Below are 15,885 nucleotides of genomic sequence, written 5' to 3'. Positions count from 1 at the left end.
CGTACCTTACGAGGACGCGGACGCCGACGGGGAGGCACTGTCGCTCGGGGCTCCGCTCGGCGGGGCGCCCGTCGGGGCACCGCTGGGGGCGCCGCTCGGCGGGGTGCTGCCCCCGCCGCCGCTGCCCGCGCCGGTGTTCTCGGCGTCGGGGTCGATGCCCAGGGTGAGGTATCCCCTGTAGCCCTTGGACGGGTCCTTCTTGTGCACGGGCTCCAGGGTCAGCAGGCCGCTGGAGGCGCCGCCGCCGTCGTAGACCATGTCGTCGGCGAGCTCGGTGTAGGTCCCGGTGTGCTTGGAGTACGGCTCCAGCGCGAAGATCGCCTCGGCGATGTCGTCGTCGAAGAACAGCTGGCCGGTGAAGTTGACCTTGCCGCCCTCGTAGGTGCCGTCCTCCTTCTCGCCGCCGGTGTGCACCTTGACGTGGATGTGGCAGGTGCGCGGCGTGTACCAGCCGGGGAAGATCGTCTCGAACTTGACGACCCCGTTGGCGTTGGCGACCTGGTAGCCGCGCAGGTACGTCTTGTCGTCGGCGCTGTCGCCCTCCTCGCTCTCGGCCGGGGCCGAGCCGCCGGGGTTGGCGGTCGTGTAGCCGGAGTAGTAGCCCCAGGCGTCGCAGTGCCAGATCTCCACGGCCGCGCCGGAGACCGGGGTACAGCCGTCGGTGGCGTCCACGACGGTGAGCCGGAGCGTCAGCGGGACGCCGCTCTTGCCCTCGGTGATGTCCTTGCGCACCAAGGCACCGTCGAGGTAATAGGGCCCTTCCGTGACGCTCGACATCAACTGCGCGCAGGTGCCGCTGGTCGAGGTGGCCGAAGCGGACGCGCTCGCCGAGGCCTCGGTGGTCGTGTCGGCGAAGGCCGACTGGTAGCCGGCGACGGCGAGCCCGCCGGCCGCGACCGTGCCGCCGGTCACCGCGATCGCGCGACGTCGGGTGATGTTGTGCTTGTGCTTTCCCGTCATGGTCGAGGAACGTAGGAACCGGGCTTGTCAGGGACATGAGCCGCGGCTGGGAAGAGCCTGTGAAAGCCGGCAGGGACTAGACGGCCATGAGCGGCGCGTCGTCCCGCCACTTGAGCATCTTGTCGAAGGTGACCACCGTCCCGGCCCGGCCCGGCTTGGGCCCGATGTGGACGTGGTCGGCCAGTTCCCGGATGAGGCACAGGCCCCGCCCGTGCTCGGCGTCCACGCGCGGAAGCCGGATGTCCGCGCCGCGGGCCGGTCCCGGGCCGGAGTCGGTCACCTCGATACGGCATTTCTCGCCGTCGAGGTAGGCCGTCACCCGGTACGCCTCGCAGGAGCCGCCGAGCGTCGCGTCCCCGCCGTGCTCGACGGCGTTCGCGCAGGCCTCGCTGAGGGCGACGGACAGGTCGTACGAGACGTCGGGGTCCACGCCCGCCGTCTCCATCGTGCCGAGGAGCAGTCGTCGGGCGAGCGGCACGCTCGCGGCCTCGCGCCGCAGATGGAGTGACCACCAGATGCTCATGCTCCAGCCTCCTGGCTGCGGCTCGACATACCGTTACGTATTGCCGCCCGTGGCCATGTGTAAGCACCCCGTTGACGTGACGCCGCCCATACGGGGGATGCGGCCGAGGACGAATCGGTGTATGAGGGACGGCCCGGCGGCACCCTTCCGACGGACCTGCCGTAGGGCACGGGTAAGAGCAGTGCGATGATGAGCCCGCCATGACTGCCCCCCACCCGCGCACGACGCGCACCGGAGCGGAACTCCGGATTCTGCGGGCCGCGGTGTTCGCCGCGGTCTGTGTCGTGCTGGCCGCGGCGGGGCACAGCCTGGCCGCCTGTGCCGCCGTCCCGCTGTGGACGCTGGGCGCGGGCTTCCTGGGCGCACTCGTACTGGTGGCCCCGCTCACCGGGCGGGACCGCTCGCTGCCTGGGATCGCGGCGCTGCTCGCCCTGGGGCAGACCGCGCTGCACATACTGTTCGGGCTGGCCGAGCACGCCATGGCCGCGACGGCCTCCGGCGCGATGTCCGCATCGTCCATGCGCACGGCGGCCGTGCGGTCGATGGGCTCCATGGGCTCCACGGACGCGTCGGCCGGGATGAGCGACCAGGCCCTCGTGACCCGCGCGGCGCGGCTGCTGTGCGGGAGCAGCGCGGGCTCCCTGACGCCCGCCCACGCCTACCGGCTCCTCGCCGACGCGCACCTGGCCACCGGGACGGACCTGGGCACCTCGGCGGGCGCGGGCATGAGCACCATGCGGCACGCGGCGGACGCCACCGGCTCCTCCACCTCGCTGTTCGCCCTGCTGCTTTCCCTGCTGCCCTCCCTGCCGATGCTCCTCGGCCACCTCGTCGCGGCCGTCGCCGTCGGCTGGCTGCTGCGCCACGGCGACCTGGCGGTGCTGGGGCTGCTGGACCTCTCGGTGCACGGAGTCGCGGAGGGAGCGCTCGTACGTTCCCTGCGCGCGGCGCTCGCGCTGACGTGCGCCCTGTGCGCCGGGCTCCCCGGCGCTCCCGACCCGCGCGCGCGTGACCGTCGTACCGCCTCGGACGACTCACCCGCCCCGCACACCACCGCGCTCCAGCACACGGTGATCCGGCGCGGCCCGCCTCCCGCCGCCGCTCTCGGCCTCGCCGCCTGACGCGACACGAGAACCACTCCACACGAGATCCGTGCGGAGAGGGACCGTCGTCGCGCCACGCGCGTGCGTACCCCTCTTCATCACCGGAACTCACTCAGAGTGGAGTGCTGTCTTTCATGAAGTCCATCAAGGCTTCCCGTCTCGCCGCCGCCACCGCCGTCGCCGGCGTCTCCGTACTCGCCCTGTCCGCCCCCGCCTTCGCGCACGTCAGCGTGCAGCCGGAGGGCACGGCCGCCAAGGGCGGCTACGCGGTCGTCGACTTCAAGGTGCCCAACGAGCGCGACAACGCCTCGACCACCAAGCTCGAGGTCAGCCTCCCCGCCGACCACCCGCTGGCCTCGGTGATGCCGCAGCCGATCGACGGCTGGAAGGTGAAGGTCACCAAGTCCAAGCTGGCCAAGCCCCTGGAGATGCACGGCGAGAAGATCAGCGAGGCGGTCACCAAGGTGACCTGGACCGCCGACGGCAAGGGCATCGAGCCCGGCTACTTCCAGAAGTTCCCGCTGTCCGTCGGCGCCCTGCCCGACGACACCGACGAACTGGTCTTCAAGGCGATCCAGACCTACTCCAACAAGGAGACGGTCCGCTGGATCGAGGTCCAGCAGGACGGCCAGGAGGAGCCCGAGAACCCCGCCCCGGTGCTCGAACTGGCCGCCGCCTCCGAGGACGGGCACTCCCACGGCTCCAGCACCGCCGAGGACGCCTCCGACAAGACGGACGAGAAGGCCGACGCGAAGACCGAGACCGCCGCCTCCGGCGACTCCGGCGGCAGCGACACCACCGCGCGCGTGCTCGGCGTCGTCGGCATCGTCGTCGGCGCCGCGGGCGTGGCCTACGGCGTACTCGCCGGGCGGCGCCGGACCACCGCCTGACCCCCTCCCCTCCGCACCGCGCACCGGGCCCGTGCCACTCTTGCGTACGGCCCCGGTGCGCGCCGGAGCCCTCACCTCTGGGACATTTCCATGCGCAACAAGACGTTCGCCGCGGCCGCCCTGCTCGCCGCGGCCACCCTGACCCTCTCCGCCTGCGGCAGCGGCGACGACGACAAGTCGCCCATCTCCGTGGTCTCCGAGGAGTCCGGCTCGGACAAGGCCGCCACCGTTCTCGACCAGCCGTTCGAGAAGCCGGACCTCGTCCTCACCGACACCCACGGCAAGAAGTACGACCTCCGCGCGGAGACCAAGGGCAGGCCCACGCTCGTCTACTTCGGCTACACCCACTGCCCCGACATCTGCCCCCTGACCATGAACAACATCGCGGTCGCCAAGAAGGCGCTGCCCAAGGCCGAACAGGCCAAGCTGCGCGTGGTGTTCGTCACCACCGACCCCGCCCGCGACACCCCCGCCGAACTCGGCAAGTGGCTGAAGGGCATCGACCCCCAGTTCATAGGCCTGACCGGCGACTTCTCCACCATCCAGGCCGGCGCCCGCTCCCTCGGCATCTCCATCGAGCCGACGAAGAAGGACAAGAACGGCAAGGTCGTCTCCGTCCACGGCACCCAGGTCATCGCCTTCTCCCCGAAGAACGACGGCGGATACCTCCTCTACGGCGAGTCCGCCACGGTCGACGACTACACCAAGGACCTCCCCAAGATCATCGAGGGAGCCAAGCCGTGAGGCGTTCCGCACTGCTCGTCGCGACGGCAGCGGCGTCCGCCTGCACCCTGGTGCTCACCGGCTGCGGCGGATCCGACGACGCCAGGGCGGAGCTGTCGGTCCGCTCCTCCTACATGCCCCAGCCGGTCTCGGCCGACATGGCGGCCGGTTTCCTGACGATCGTCAACAAGGGCGGCACGAAGGACGAACTGACCTCGGTCACCAGCGACGCCGCCGGCGACGTCACCATGCACGACACCGTCGGCGGAACGATGGAGCAGGTCGCCTCCCTCCCCATACCCGCCCATGGTCAACTCGTCTTCAAAAGCGGCGGCAACCATCTGATGTTCGAGAAGCTGAAGAACCGGCCGGCACAGGGCCAGACGATCACCCTGAAGCTCGGCTTCGCGAAGTCCGGGCCCCTCACCGTCGAGATGCCGGTGAAGTCCGCCACGTACAACCCGTCGACCGGACACTGAGGGAGGGACCACCATGACGCGGACCATCACCCCCCGCCTGCGCACCCTGGTGCTGCTGTTCCTGGCCGTAACCGGCGCGCTGCTGGCCGGTGCGGGGCCCGCCTCCGCGCACGCCGCGCTGACCGGCAGCGACCCCGCACAGGGGGTGGTGGTCAAGAAGGCGCCCACCCAGGTGTCGCTGACCTTCTCCGAGCAGGTGTCGATGAACGACGACTCGCTGCACGTCCTCGACCCCAAGGGCAAGAACGTCGACGTCGGCAAGCCGTCCAACATCAGCGGGACCACCTACGCCGTACAGCTCAAGAGCGGCCTCGCCGACGGCACCTACACCGTCGCCTACCAGGTCGTCTCGGCGGACAGCCACCCGGTGTCCGGCGCCTACACCTTCTCCGTCGGGGCCCCGTCCCAGACCACCGTCTCCGTCTCCGGGCAGACCGCGGGCGGCGGCGCCGTGGGCTGGCTGTACGGATTCGGGCGGTACATGTCGTACGCCGGCTACATCGTGCTGGTCGGCGGCGCGGCCTTCGTGCTCGCCTGCTGGCAGCGCGGCTCCGGGGTACGGGCCATGCAGCGGCTGGTCGTCGGCGGCTGGCTCACGATCACCGCGGCCACCCTCTGGCTGCTGCTCCTGCGCGGCTCCTACACCAGCTCCGGCAAGGTCGGCGCCATCTTCGACCTGGACCTGCTCGGCCAGGTGCTCCAGACCAAGACCGGCGCCGCGCTGGTCTCCCGGCTGCTGTTGCTCGCCGCGGCGGCACTGTTCATCGCCGTCCTGTTCGGCGCCTACGACAAGCGTGAGGACGAGGAGAAGCGGGACCTGACCTTCGGGCTCGCGATCGGCGGGACCGTGGTCGCCGCCGGGCTCGCGGCGAGCTGGGCGATGGCCGAGCACGCCTCGACCGGGCTCCAGCCGGGCATCGCCATGCCGGTCGACGTGCTGCACCTCCTGGCCGTCGCCACCTGGCTGGGCGGGCTCACCGCCCTGCTGGTCGCCCTCTACCGGGCGCCCGCCGAGACCCCGGTCGAGACCGCGGCCGTGCGCCGCTTCTCCCGCCTCGCCTTCGGCTCCGTCGCCGCGCTGGTCGCGACCGGCGTCTACCAGTCCTGGCGCCAGCTCGGTTCCTGGTCGGCGTTCACCGACACCCGGTACGGACAGCTGCTGCTGGTCAAGATCGGGCTCGTGGCACTGCTGGTCGGCATCGCGGCGAGCTCCCGGCGGTGGACGGCACGGCTCGCCGACCCGGCACCCGTGTCGAAGGCGGGGAAGCAGTCCAAGGCGGCGGCGAAGGCGCAGGCCGAGGCCGAGGTTGAGGCCGGTACTGAGGCCGCTGAGGTCAAGGCCGAGGTCAAGGAGCGCGTGGCCGCGTCCGCCGGGGCCCGGGCCGGGGACGCCAAACGTGCCGCCCAGCTCGCCCGGCAGCGCGCCGCCGAGGACACCGCCCGGGAGAAGCGGATCCGGGACGCCGACCCGGGCCGCTTCGGTCTGCGCCACTCGGTCCTCGCCGAGGCGGGCGTCGCGGTGGTCCTGCTCGCGGTCACCACGGTGCTCACGCAGACCGAACCGGGCCGCACGGAGCAGGAGGCCAAGGCGGCCACGTCCGCGTCCTCGTCGTCCTCCTCCTCGTCGTCCTCCTCCGGCGCTCTCACCCTGGACATGCCGTTCGACACCGGCGGCCAGGACGGCAAGGGCGTCGTACGGCTCGACTTCGACCCCGCGCGCGTGGGCGGCAACGAAATGCACGTCTACGTCCAGCGGCCCAACGGCCGCGCCTTCGACATCCCCGAGGTGAAGGTCGCCTTCACCCTCACCGCCAAGAAGATCGGGCCCCTTCCCGTGACCCCCGACCACATCACCACCGGCCACTGGGCCGCGACCGGGGTGCAGATCCCCATGGCCGGCGAATGGAAGATCGCCGTGACCGTGCGCACCTCCGACATCGACCAGGTGACCGTCTCCAAGAACGCGCAGATCGGCTGAACCGCACCATGGCTGACCAGTCCATCCCGAAGACCCGGCCTTCCGTCACCTCTGCGGGGTCCGACACCGCCATGGGCTCCGGCACCGCTGCGGGATCCGACACCGCCGCGGCCGAGGTCCACGACAGCGGCTCCGGACAGGGCGGCCTCTCACGGCGCAAGCTGCTCGGCACGGCCGGCGCCACCGGCCTCGTGCTCGGCGCGGCGGGCGGGGCCGTGGGATACGCCGCCGCCCCCGCCGGAACCACGCCGCTGACCGCGGTGGGCGCCGACCGGGTGATGTTTCACGGGAAACATCAGCCCGGCATCACCGAAGGCCTCCAGGCCCGCGGCCACCTCGTCGCCTTCGACCTCGCGGCGGGCTCGGGCCGCAAGGAGGCGGCAGCGCTGCTGCGCCGGTGGTCGGCCACGGCCGAGCGGCTGATGGCGGGCGAGGCGGCCGCACACGACGACACCGACGTGGCGCGGGACGCCGGGCCGTCGTCGCTGACGGTCACCTTCGGCTTCGGGCACAGCTTCTTCGGCCGGACCGGCCTGGAGAAGCAGCGGCCGGCCTCCCTCGACCCCCTTCCCGACTTCTCCTCGGACCACCTCGACAAGGCCCGCAGCAACGGCGACCTCTGGGTGCAGATCGGCGCCGACGACGCCCTCGTCGCCTTCCACGCCCTGCGCGCGATCCAGAAGGACGCCGGCAGCGCGGCCCGTGTCCGCTGGCAGATGAACGGCTTCAACCGCACCCCGGGCGCCACCGCCCACCCCATGACCGCCCGCAACCTGATGGGCCAGCTCGACGGCACCCGCAACCCCAAGCCCGCCGACGCCGACTTCGACAAGCGGATCTTCGTCCCCGCCTCGGGCTCGAACGACCCCGCCTGGATGGCGGGCGGCTCCTACGCCGTCGTACGCCGGATCCGCATGCTCCTCGACGACTGGGAGAAGCTGTCGACCACGGCCCAGGAGGCGGTCATCGGACGCCGCAAGTCCAACGGGGCGCCCCTGTCGGGCGGCAGCGAGACGACCGCGATGGACCTGGAGAAGGCGGACGCCAAGGGCGACTACGTCGTGCCGCTCAACGCCCACGCCCGCATCACCCGGCCCGACCAGAACGGGGGCGCGGCCATGCTCCGGCGCCCGTTCTCCTACCACGACGGCATCGACGCCGACGGGACGCCCGACGCGGGCCTGCTGTTCGTGTGCTGGCAGGCGGATCCGCTGCGCGGCTTCGTGCCGGTGCAGCGCAAGCTCGACCGCGGCGACGCCCTGTCCACGTTCATCCGGCACGAGGCCAGCGGGCTGTTCGCGGTGCCGGGCGGCGCCGCGCGGGGAGAATACGTGGGGCAACGGCTGCTGGAGGGGTGAAGTCACCCCGGTTCACTCCCGACGGGGGGAGTCGTGAGACACCGGGGCCGGGTTCGCGCGCGGCCATTAGGGTGAGGACATGCCAGCGAGCTATGCCTACCTCGGCCCTGAGGGCACCTTCACCGAAGTCGCCCTGCGCACGCTTCCGGAGGCGGCCACCCGGGAGCTGATCCCGTACGTATCGGTGCAGTCGGCGCTGGACGCCGTGCGCGCCGGAGAGGCCGAGGCCGCCTTCGTACCGATCGAGAACTCCGTCGAGGGCGGCATCACCACCACCCTGGACGAGCTGGTCGCGGGTGCGCCGCTGATGATCTACCGCGAGGTGCTGCTGTCCATCACCTTCGCGCTGCTGGTCCGGCCGGGCACCAAGCTGTCCGAGATCAAGACCGTCACCGCCCATCCGGCCGCCCAGCCCCAGGTCCGCAACTGGCTCAAGGCCAACCTCCCGGACGCCGTCTGGGAGTCCGCCGCCTCCAACGCCGACGGCGCCCGGCTGGTCCAGGAGGGCCGGTACGACGCCGCCTTCGCCGGCGAGTTCGCGGCCGCCCGGTACGGCCTGACCGCCCTGGAGACCGGGATCCACGACGCGGAGAACGCGCAGACGAGGTTCGTGCTGGTGGGCCGACCGGCCCGGCCCGCGGCCCCGACCGGCGCGGACAAGACGTCGGTGGTGCTCTGGCAGCGAGACGACCACCCCGGCGGGCTGCGCGACCTGCTCGGGGAGTTCGCCACCCGGGGCATCAACCTCATGCTGCTCCAGTCCCGCCCGACGGGCGCCGGCATCGGCAACTACTGCTTCTGCATCGACGCCGAGGGCCACATCTCCGACCGGCGGGTGGCCGAGGCGCTGATGGGGCTGAAGCGGATCTGCCTCCAGGTGCGGTTCCTCGGCTCGTACCCGCGTGCGGACATCGCACCGGAAGGAGTACGACCCACGCCGCCCGGGACGTCCGACGAGGAGTTCGTGGCGGCGGCGGACTGGGTCGCGCGCTGCCAGGACGGGCGCTTCTGACGTTATCCACAGGGGTTATCCACAGCCCCTCAAGTGGACCTGGGGACAAGTCGACAGAGTAGGGCGACTTCGTCGACAAATCGCCCTACCGGCGGCAACCAGGGGCACCACCAGGCACATCACCCTTCGTCCACCCGTTTCCTTTGGTTCATCTTTTGGGGCGACCCTTTTCCACCCGAAAGTGGGTGTCGGGCCAGTTTGAACCGGGAATTCTTCACTCAGCTCGACGCTTCCGGAGTGATCGATTCCGAAATCCACAGACCTTCCGCACAGCCTGTGGATAACTCACCGGGGGGTGTGGGTCGCTGTGGACAACCGGCCCGCCAAGTCCCGCTCCCCGCAAGGGAATCGAGTCAATGTGCCGCCTCTCACATAGCTCGTCCCAGGGAGTGAGACGGCACTTATTGACACCATGCGCAATTGCCTCATAACGGCATGTAAGCCGTAGTCCACCGCAGTTCGGAAAACCGAGTCGTGAGCCGGAACGCGGCACCGGTAGCCTTGACCCCGTGATTGACCTTCGCCTGCTCCGTGAGGACCCCGACCGTGTGCGCGCGTCCCAGCGCGCCCGTGGAGAGGACGTCGCGCTCGTCGACTCCCTCCTGTCCGCCGACGAGCGGCGCAGGTCGTCCGGCGTCCGCTTCGACGAGCTGCGCGCCGAGCAGAAGCAGCTCGGCAAGCTCATCCCCAAGGCCTCCGGCGACGAGAAGGCCGACCTCCTCAAGCGCGCCGAGCAGTTGAAGGCCGACGTCAAGGCCGCCGACGCCGAGCGCGACGCGGCCGACGCCGAGACCCAGCAGCTCCTGCTCCAGCTCGGCAACCTCGTCCACCCCGACGTGCCCGTCGGCGGCGAGGAGGACTTCGCCACGCTGGAGACGCACGGCACGATCCGCGACTTCGCGGCCGAGGGCTTCGACCCCAAGGACCACCTGGAACTCGGCCAGCTCCTCGGCGCGATCGACGTGGAGCGCGGCGCGAAGGTCTCCGGCTCGCGCTTCTACTTCCTGACCGGCGTCGGCGCCCTGCTGGAGCTGGCGCTGGTGAACGCGGCGATCGCCCAGGCGACGGCCGCGGGCTTCACCCCGATGCTGACCCCGGCGCTGGTCCGCCCGCAGTCCATGGCGGGCACCGGCTTCCTCGGCCAGGCGGCCCAGGACGTCTACCACCTCGACAAGGACGACCTGTACCTGGTCGGCACGTCCGAGGTGCCGCTGGCCGCGTACCACATGGACGAGATCATCGACGGGGACCGGCTGCCGCTGCGCTACGCGGGCTTCTCACCGTGCTTCCGCCGCGAGGCCGGCTCGCACGGCAAGGACACCAAGGGCATCTTCCGCGTCCACCAGTTCGACAAGGTCGAGATGTTCTCCTACGTCGCTCCCGAGGACTCGCAGGCCGAGCACCAGCGCCTGCTGGACTGGGAGAAGCAGTGGCTGACCTCGCTCGAGCTGCCGTTCCGCGTCATCGACGTCGCCACCGGTGACCTCGGCGCCTCGGCCGCACGCAAGTTCGACTGCGAGGCGTGGATCCCGACCCAGGGCAAGTACCGAGAGCTGACCTCGACCTCGGACTGCACCGAGTTCCAGTCCCGGCGCCTGTCGATCCGCGTCCGCGAGGGCAAGCAGGTCCGCCCGCTGGCGACGCTCAACGGCACGCTGTGCGCCGTACCGCGCACGATCGTGGCGATCCTGGAGAACCACCAGCAGGCCGACGGCTCCGTGCGGGTGCCCGAGGTGCTGCGCCCGTACCTGGGCGGCCGGGAGGTCCTGGAGCCGGTCGCCAAGTGACCGACAGCTTCCCCTACCGGCTCATCGCCACCGACCTCGACGGGACGCTCCTGCGCTCCGACGAGTCGGTCTCCGAGCGCACGCGTGAGGCGCTCGCCGCGGCCACCGCGGCGGGCGCCGCGCACATCGTCGTCACGGGCCGCGCGGTCCCGTGGACCCGGCACATCCTCGACGACCTCGGCTACGACGGCCTCGCCGTCTGCGGCCAGGGCGCGCAGGTCTACCACGCCGGCGAACACCGCCTGCTGACCTCCGTAACCCTGGACCGGCAGCTGGCAGGGGTGGCGCTGGCCAAGATCGAGGCCGCGGTGGGCCCGCTGTACCTGGCGGCGAGCCGCGACGGACTGGACGGGGACGTGCTGGTGGGCCCGGGTTACTCGGTCACGGGCACGCTGCCCTCGGTTCCGTTCACGGACGCGTCGGACCTCTGGAGCGCCCCGCTGAACAAGATCTACATCCAGCATCCCGGCCTGTCGGACGACGAGCTGGCCGAGGCGGCCCAGCAGGCCGCGGGCGGCTTCGTCTCCGTCGCGATGGCGGGCGAGGGCATCGTGGAGCTGCTGCCGCTGGGTCTGTCCAAGGCCACGGGCCTGTCGCTGGCGGCCCGCCGTCTGGGCCTGAAGGCCGCCGACACGCTGGCCTTCGGCGACATGCCCAACGACATCCCGATGTTCGCCTGGGCGTCCCGGGGCGTGGCCATGGCCAACGCCCACGAGGAGCTCAAGGCGGTCGCGGACGAGGTGACCTCCTCCAACGAGGAGGACGGCATCGCGGTGGTGCTGGAACGATTGCTCGGCTGAGGTCCCGGCCTCGCCTGTGCGGAGGATGCACGGATCGAACGTGCGCGGGCTTTTCAGGCCCGACCTAGGCTTAGCAAGCCTGTGCCTTACCACTCGGCCAATCCTCCGGGTGGGCGGTCCACGCGAGAGCGACATCGCGTGCTCGAAGCGACCGCCCCGGGCAGCGCCCCGTGCGGGACGGGCTCCACGGTGGGGTAACTACACCGGAGCCCGCCGCGGGCTGCCCTGTCGGGATCCGGACGTACTGTCGTGCATGGACATCGCCCGGCTCCTCTCCCAGAACGTGGCGCCGGTTCCCCGACCGGCGGTGTGGACACAACCACTGTGCCGGTACACCGAGTTGGACGCCACTTATTTACGGGCCACTACCGGCGCCGCCACCTGCGACGGCGCGCCTTGCTGAAGAACCACCCGGCCGGCGGCTCGTCCGATCGCCAGGGCTGCGGCTCCGGTGACCCGGCGCGCCAGCGGGCGGCGAGCATCCGGGCGCGGGCGGACGGCTCGGAGGTCTCGGCGGCCCGTACGAAGTCCTCGTCCAGGACGAGCTCGTCCCAGACGCCGCTCTCCGGTGTCTCCTCTGCCATCCCCGTCCTCCCAGCCGTTCATCCGCTTTGTCCAGTGTGCGCGGACGGAGGTGAAGTCCCCGTCAGGACGCCGTCCGCGCCTGCTCCTCGCCCGCCTACTCCTCGCCCGCCAGCGTCAGCGACCGCAGCTTCTGGCCGGCGTACCAGGTGGCCAGCACGGTGACCGCGACCAGCAGCACCGAAGCCGTGGCCAGTGAGACGTCCGAGGTGACCAGGTCCCCGCCGGCGACCTTGTGGGCGACGGCCAGCGACCACTGCTGGACGCTCAGCGTGCGCGCGCCGGGCACCAGGGAGCCGAACAGGGCCTCCCAGACGAGGGCGTAGACGAGCCCGAACACGACGGCGTGCCGGGACACCGTGCCGAGCAGCAGGAAGAGCGCCGCGTAGGCGATCGAGGCGACCAGCGCGGCCACCGTGTAGGCGACGGCGATCTGCTGGCCGTTGCCGTTCAGGATCAGGCCCGCGATCATCGTCGGCACCGCGGAGAACACCATGGTCACGGCGATCGCCACGATCAGCTTGGTGAGGATGATCGTCGGGCGCTTCAGCGGCTTGGACAGCAGGTACACCACCGAGCCGTCGTCGATCTCCGGTCCGATCGCTCCCGTGCCGGCGATGACACCGATGATCGGCACCATCGTGGCGAGCGCGAAGCCGCCGAGGACGTCGGCGGCCGTCTGGTCGTCGGCTCCGGTCAGCGCGCGTACGGCCACGGAGATCACGATGAGCAGCAGGGGCAGGGCGCCCAGGATGAGGGCCCGGCGCCGGCCGAGCAGGGCCCGGTAGGTGAGCCGGGCGACTGTGGGGTCGTACATCGTGGGCCTCCTACGCCGCGACCAGGTACGAGAAGACGGACTCGAGGGACTCGTCGGACGGCGAGACCGTGAGCAGCCGGATGCCGTGGTCCCTGGCGACCTTCGGCAGCAGGGTGGTGAAGCGGCCGAAGTCGACGGCCTGGATGCGCAGCGCGCCCTCGGTGAGGTCGACCTCGATGCCGGAGGTCGACGGGTCGGCGATCAGCGCGGCCGCGAGGGCGCGGTCGTCGCTGGAGCGGACCAGGTAGCGGTGGGGGCGGTCGGTCATCAGGCGGCGGATCTTGCGGAAGTCGCCGCTGGCCGCGTGCCGTCCGGCGACGACGACCTCGATGTGCCAGGCGAGCTGCTCGACCTCTTCGAGGATGTGGGAGGAGAACAGCACCGTGCGGCCCTCGTCGCCCATCCGGCGCAGCAGGTCCATCAGCTGCATGCGCTGGCGCGGGTCCATGCCGTTGAAGGGCTCGTCCAGCAGGAGCAGGGACGGGTCGTGGACCAGCGCGGAGGCCATCTTCACGCGCTGCCGCATGCCCTTGGAGTAGGTGGAGATCTTCCGGTCCTGCGCGTACTCCATCTCGACCGTGGCCAGGGCGCGCTGGGCGGCCCTGTCCCCCAGGCCGTGCAGTTCGGCGTTGGCGACGACGAACTCGCGGCCGGTGAGGAAGTCGTACATCGCCTCGCGCTCGGGGACGATGCCGATGTGCTTGTAGATCTCCTCGTTGCGCCACACCGGCTGCCCGTCGAGGGTGACGGTGCCGGTGGAGGGGGCGAGGAAGCCGCCCATCATGTTGATCAGGGTGGACTTTCCGGCGCCGTTGGGGCCGAGCAGGCCGGTGACGCCGGGGCCGATGGTCATGGTGATGTCGTTGACGGCGACCACGTTGCCGAACCAGCGGGAGACGTGGTCGATGGAGAGCGTGGTCATCAGAGGCCCACCTTCTTGTAGCGGCGCATCAGGAGGCCGTAGGCGGCGGCGATCAGGGCCAGGGTGACGAGGACGTACACGACGCCCTGTCCGCTGGACGGGCCCACTCCGCCGGGGGAGGCCGAGGTGCCGCCGAGGAAGGCGGACTGCACCCCGTCGATCAGGGTGACCGGTGAGAACAGGCCGATCCACGGGACGGCGCTGCTGCTGCCCCCCTGGTTGTAGGCGATGGCCTGGAGCGTGGTGACGGCGCCGTAGGAGATGGTCATCACGGCGATCACGGCGGCGATGCCGAAGCCGCGGCGCGGGGTGACGGCGGCGATGACCAGGCCGATGCCGGCGAAGAGCAGCGAGAGCAGGGCCACGGCGACCAGTCCCTGGGCGAATTCCTTGGTCTGGTGGGCGAAGCCCATCTTGGCCAGCAGCGAGCCGATGTACATCACGAGCAGCGGGGCGCCGGTGAGGATGAACATCGCCGAGGCGAGCGCCGCGAACTTCGCCTGTACGTAGTCGGCGGTCTCGATGGGCCGCGAGAAGTACAGCGGTACGGTCTTGAAGCGCAGGTCGCGCGAGACGGACTGGGGTGCCTGGGAGGCGACGTACAGGCTGATCACGGCCTGCATGACGATCGCGTAGCGGGTGTAGGACAGCGGCAGCTCGTGCGCCTTGGTGGCGACGGCCACGGCCACCATGATGGCCGCGGGCACGCACATCACCGCGAACAGCAGCATCGGCAGCACCTTGGACTTCGCCGAGCGGCCGAGGCCGTAGGCGCCGCGCAGGGACTGCGAGTACAAAGAGCGGCGGGCGTAGCCGCGGCCCAGGCGGGGGCCGTCGTAGCTGCGGTAGCCGATGTTGTGGATACGGGTCTGGTCGCCCGGTGTCGAAGGCGCTGCCGGGGGATGCTCAACCGCCATGGCCGACGGCCTCCTTCCGCTGCTCGTCGCTGCTGGTGAACACCTCGGAGATGTGGTGCCGTCGCTGTTCCATGCGCACCAGGCCGAGTCCGAGCTCGGCGACGGTGTCGCGTACGAGGTCGTACGTCTCCTCGCCGGAGGCGGTCAGCAGCAGGATGTGTCCGGCGCCGGGCAGGCCGGCGCCCTCGGCGTGGGTGTCCACCCCGCGCGCGTGGAGCGCCTCGCGGACCGCGCGGGTGCCGTCGGAGTGGGTGTCGCTGTCGGTGACCTCGATCGCGAGGGTGGTCGTGGTCTGGGTGAAGTCGGTGGTGGAGCTGGAGCGCAGCAGCTTGCCGCCGTCGATGACGACGACGTGGTCGCAGGTGCGCTCGAGTTCGCCCAGGAGGTGCGAGGTGACCAGGACCGAGATGCCGAAGTCGGTGTGGATGCGGCGGATGAGGCCGAGCATCTCGTCACGGCCGACCGGGTCGAGGCCGTTGGTCGGCTCGTCGAGGAAGACCAGCTGGGGGTCGTGCACCAGGGCCTGGGCGAGCTTCACGCGCTGCTTCATGCCGGTCGAGTAGCCGCCGATGGGGCGGTAGCGCTCCTCGTACAGGCCGACGTGGCGCAGGGTGTCGGCGGTGCGCTCGCGGGCGGCGGCCGGCGGCAGGCCGGACATGCGGGCCATGTGCACGACGAACTCGGTGGCCGAGACGTCGGGCGGCAGGCAGTCGTGCTCCGGCATGTAGCCGACCCGCTCGCGGATGGTGGCGCCCTTGGTGGCGACGTCGAGGCCGAGCACCTCGGCGTGGCCCTCCGTGGCGGGGGACAGACCCAGCAGGATCTTGATCAGTGTGGACTTGCCGGCTCCGTTGGCACCCACGAGCCCCGTCACACCGGGTCCCACGTCCACGGAGAGCCGGTCAAGCGCGGTCACCCGGGGGAACCGCTTGCTCAGGCTTTCGGTCGCGATCACAGTCACATCCAAGAAGGTAGTGACGGGGGCCACGCCGGACGTCAGACCGGAGAGCAGTCTTGGCATCAGACTCCAGTCG

Annotated in this window: 16 protein-coding genes and 1 tRNA gene; 9 read left to right on the top strand and 8 right to left on the bottom strand. The window is 70.9% G+C overall.

The genetic code is table 11. From position 1 onward, the window contains the following. Window positions 1-6: 6 nt before the first annotated feature. Window positions 7-960 (bottom strand): intradiol ring-cleavage dioxygenase, encoded by a 954-nt coding sequence (locus ACFY01_RS30665; protein ID WP_390739004.1) that lies wholly within the window; start codon window positions 958-960, stop codon window positions 7-9. A gap of 76 nt (window positions 961-1,036) precedes the next feature. Further along, window positions 1,037-1,483, bottom strand: a complete 447-nt coding sequence (locus ACFY01_RS30660; protein ID WP_390739003.1) for an ATP-binding protein — start codon at window positions 1,481-1,483, stop codon at window positions 1,037-1,039. A gap of 200 nt (window positions 1,484-1,683) precedes the next feature. Here ACFY01_RS30660 and ACFY01_RS30655 point away from each other — a divergent pair, with 200 nt between their 5' ends. From ACFY01_RS30655 to ACFY01_RS30615, 9 genes are all read left to right on the top strand, one after another. Next, window positions 1,684-2,604 (top strand): hypothetical protein, encoded by a 921-nt coding sequence (locus tag ACFY01_RS30655; RefSeq protein ID WP_390739002.1) that lies wholly within the window; start codon window positions 1,684-1,686, stop codon window positions 2,602-2,604. Between the two features lie 125 nt (window positions 2,605-2,729). After that, the gene (locus ACFY01_RS30650) at window positions 2,730-3,476 is read left to right on the top strand and encodes a YcnI family protein (protein WP_390739113.1); all 747 of its coding nucleotides are present in this window, start codon (window positions 2,730-2,732) and stop codon (window positions 3,474-3,476) included. A gap of 90 nt (window positions 3,477-3,566) precedes the next feature. Beyond that, window positions 3,567-4,220 carry an SCO family protein gene (locus tag ACFY01_RS30645; protein WP_390739001.1) on the top strand — a complete coding sequence of 218 codons (654 nt, stop codon included), beginning with the start codon at window positions 3,567-3,569 and terminating at the stop codon, window positions 4,218-4,220. Next, window positions 4,217-4,678 carry a copper chaperone PCu(A)C gene (locus ACFY01_RS30640; protein WP_390739000.1) on the top strand — a complete coding sequence of 154 codons (462 nt, stop codon included), beginning with the start codon at window positions 4,217-4,219 and terminating at the stop codon, window positions 4,676-4,678. The genes ACFY01_RS30645 and ACFY01_RS30640 overlap by 4 nt, the downstream gene beginning before the upstream one ends. A gap of 13 nt (window positions 4,679-4,691) precedes the next feature. Beyond that, window positions 4,692-6,656 carry a copper resistance CopC/CopD family protein gene (locus ACFY01_RS30635; protein ID WP_390738999.1) on the top strand — a complete coding sequence of 655 codons (1,965 nt, stop codon included), beginning with the start codon at window positions 4,692-4,694 and terminating at the stop codon, window positions 6,654-6,656. A gap of 8 nt (window positions 6,657-6,664) precedes the next feature. Beyond that, window positions 6,665-8,014: an iron uptake transporter deferrochelatase/peroxidase subunit gene (efeB, locus tag ACFY01_RS30630; RefSeq protein WP_390738998.1), complete on the top strand. Its 1,350-nt coding sequence runs from the start codon at window positions 6,665-6,667 to the stop codon at window positions 8,012-8,014. 79 nt (window positions 8,015-8,093) lie between these two features. Then, a complete protein-coding gene (gene pheA, locus ACFY01_RS30625) occupies window positions 8,094-9,026 on the top strand; it encodes a prephenate dehydratase (protein ID WP_390738997.1) in 933 nt (310 codons plus the stop codon). Window positions 9,027-9,535: 509 nt separating this feature from the next. After that, window positions 9,536-10,813, top strand: coding sequence for a serine--tRNA ligase (serS, locus tag ACFY01_RS30620; protein WP_390738996.1), 1,278 nt, complete (start codon window positions 9,536-9,538; stop codon window positions 10,811-10,813). Then, window positions 10,810-11,613 carry an HAD family hydrolase gene (locus tag ACFY01_RS30615; RefSeq protein WP_390738995.1) on the top strand — a complete coding sequence of 268 codons (804 nt, stop codon included), beginning with the start codon at window positions 10,810-10,812 and terminating at the stop codon, window positions 11,611-11,613. The genes serS and ACFY01_RS30615 overlap by 4 nt, the downstream gene beginning before the upstream one ends. A gap of 19 nt (window positions 11,614-11,632) precedes the next feature. On the opposite strand, the gene ACFY01_RS30610 is transcribed toward ACFY01_RS30615, so the two are convergent. The 6 genes from ACFY01_RS30610 to ACFY01_RS30585 all read right to left on the bottom strand — a co-directional run bounded on the left by ACFY01_RS30610 (window position 11,633) and on the right by ACFY01_RS30585 (window position 15,806). Beyond that, window positions 11,633-11,720: transfer RNA gene (locus ACFY01_RS30610), tRNA-Ser, on the bottom strand. A 258-nt stretch (window positions 11,721-11,978) separates the two neighbouring features. Further along, window positions 11,979-12,197 carry a hypothetical protein gene (locus ACFY01_RS30605; protein ID WP_390738994.1) on the bottom strand — a complete coding sequence of 73 codons (219 nt, stop codon included), beginning with the start codon at window positions 12,195-12,197 and terminating at the stop codon, window positions 11,979-11,981. Between the two features lie 95 nt (window positions 12,198-12,292). Continuing rightward, window positions 12,293-13,012, bottom strand: coding sequence for an ABC transporter permease subunit (locus tag ACFY01_RS30600; RefSeq protein ID WP_390738993.1), 720 nt, complete (start codon window positions 13,010-13,012; stop codon window positions 12,293-12,295). A gap of 10 nt (window positions 13,013-13,022) precedes the next feature. Continuing rightward, window positions 13,023-13,934, bottom strand: coding sequence for an ABC transporter ATP-binding protein (locus ACFY01_RS30595; protein WP_390738992.1), 912 nt, complete (start codon window positions 13,932-13,934; stop codon window positions 13,023-13,025). After that, window positions 13,934-14,851, bottom strand: a complete 918-nt coding sequence (locus ACFY01_RS30590; protein ID WP_390738991.1) for an ABC transporter permease subunit — start codon at window positions 14,849-14,851, stop codon at window positions 13,934-13,936. The genes ACFY01_RS30595 and ACFY01_RS30590 overlap by 1 nt, the downstream gene beginning before the upstream one ends. Then, window positions 14,841-15,806, bottom strand: coding sequence for an ABC transporter ATP-binding protein (locus ACFY01_RS30585; protein WP_390739112.1), 966 nt, complete (start codon window positions 15,804-15,806; stop codon window positions 14,841-14,843). Before ACFY01_RS30585 ends, ACFY01_RS30590 begins: the two co-directional genes overlap by 11 nt. Between the last annotated feature and the right edge of the window lie 79 nt (window positions 15,807-15,885).

This window comes from Streptomyces sp. NPDC001480, assembly GCF_042894725.1.
Taxonomy (GTDB): domain Bacteria; phylum Actinomycetota; class Actinomycetes; order Streptomycetales; family Streptomycetaceae; genus Streptomyces.
The sequence above is the reverse complement of the archived record's forward strand: the minus strand, read 5'-3'. Positions and strand labels throughout refer to the sequence as shown.

Excerpts from the sequence above, each read along its gene's own strand:
- ACFY01_RS30595 (WP_390738992.1), bottom strand. The coding sequence starts at position 13,934 with ATGACCACGCTCTCCATCGACCACGTCTCCCGCTGGTTCGGCAACGTG.
- ACFY01_RS30590 (WP_390738991.1), bottom strand. The coding sequence starts at position 14,851 with ATGGCGGTTGAGCATCCCCCGGCAGCGCCTTCGACACCGGGCGACCAG.
- ACFY01_RS30635 (WP_390738999.1), top strand. The coding sequence starts at position 4,692 with ATGACGCGGACCATCACCCCCCGCCTGCGCACCCTGGTGCTGCTGTTC.
- pheA (WP_390738997.1), top strand. The coding sequence starts at position 8,094 with ATGCCAGCGAGCTATGCCTACCTCGGCCCTGAGGGCACCTTCACCGAA.
- ACFY01_RS30600 (WP_390738993.1), bottom strand. The coding sequence starts at position 13,012 with ATGTACGACCCCACAGTCGCCCGGCTCACCTACCGGGCCCTGCTCGGC.
- ACFY01_RS30665 (WP_390739004.1), bottom strand. The coding sequence starts at position 960 with ATGACGGGAAAGCACAAGCACAACATCACCCGACGTCGCGCGATCGCG.
- ACFY01_RS30655 (WP_390739002.1), top strand. The coding sequence starts at position 1,684 with ATGACTGCCCCCCACCCGCGCACGACGCGCACCGGAGCGGAACTCCGG.
- ACFY01_RS30605 (WP_390738994.1), bottom strand. The coding sequence starts at position 12,197 with ATGGCAGAGGAGACACCGGAGAGCGGCGTCTGGGACGAGCTCGTCCTG.
- ACFY01_RS30645 (WP_390739001.1), top strand. The coding sequence starts at position 3,567 with ATGCGCAACAAGACGTTCGCCGCGGCCGCCCTGCTCGCCGCGGCCACC.
- efeB (WP_390738998.1), top strand. The coding sequence starts at position 6,665 with ATGGCTGACCAGTCCATCCCGAAGACCCGGCCTTCCGTCACCTCTGCG.
- ACFY01_RS30660 (WP_390739003.1), bottom strand. The coding sequence starts at position 1,483 with ATGAGCATCTGGTGGTCACTCCATCTGCGGCGCGAGGCCGCGAGCGTG.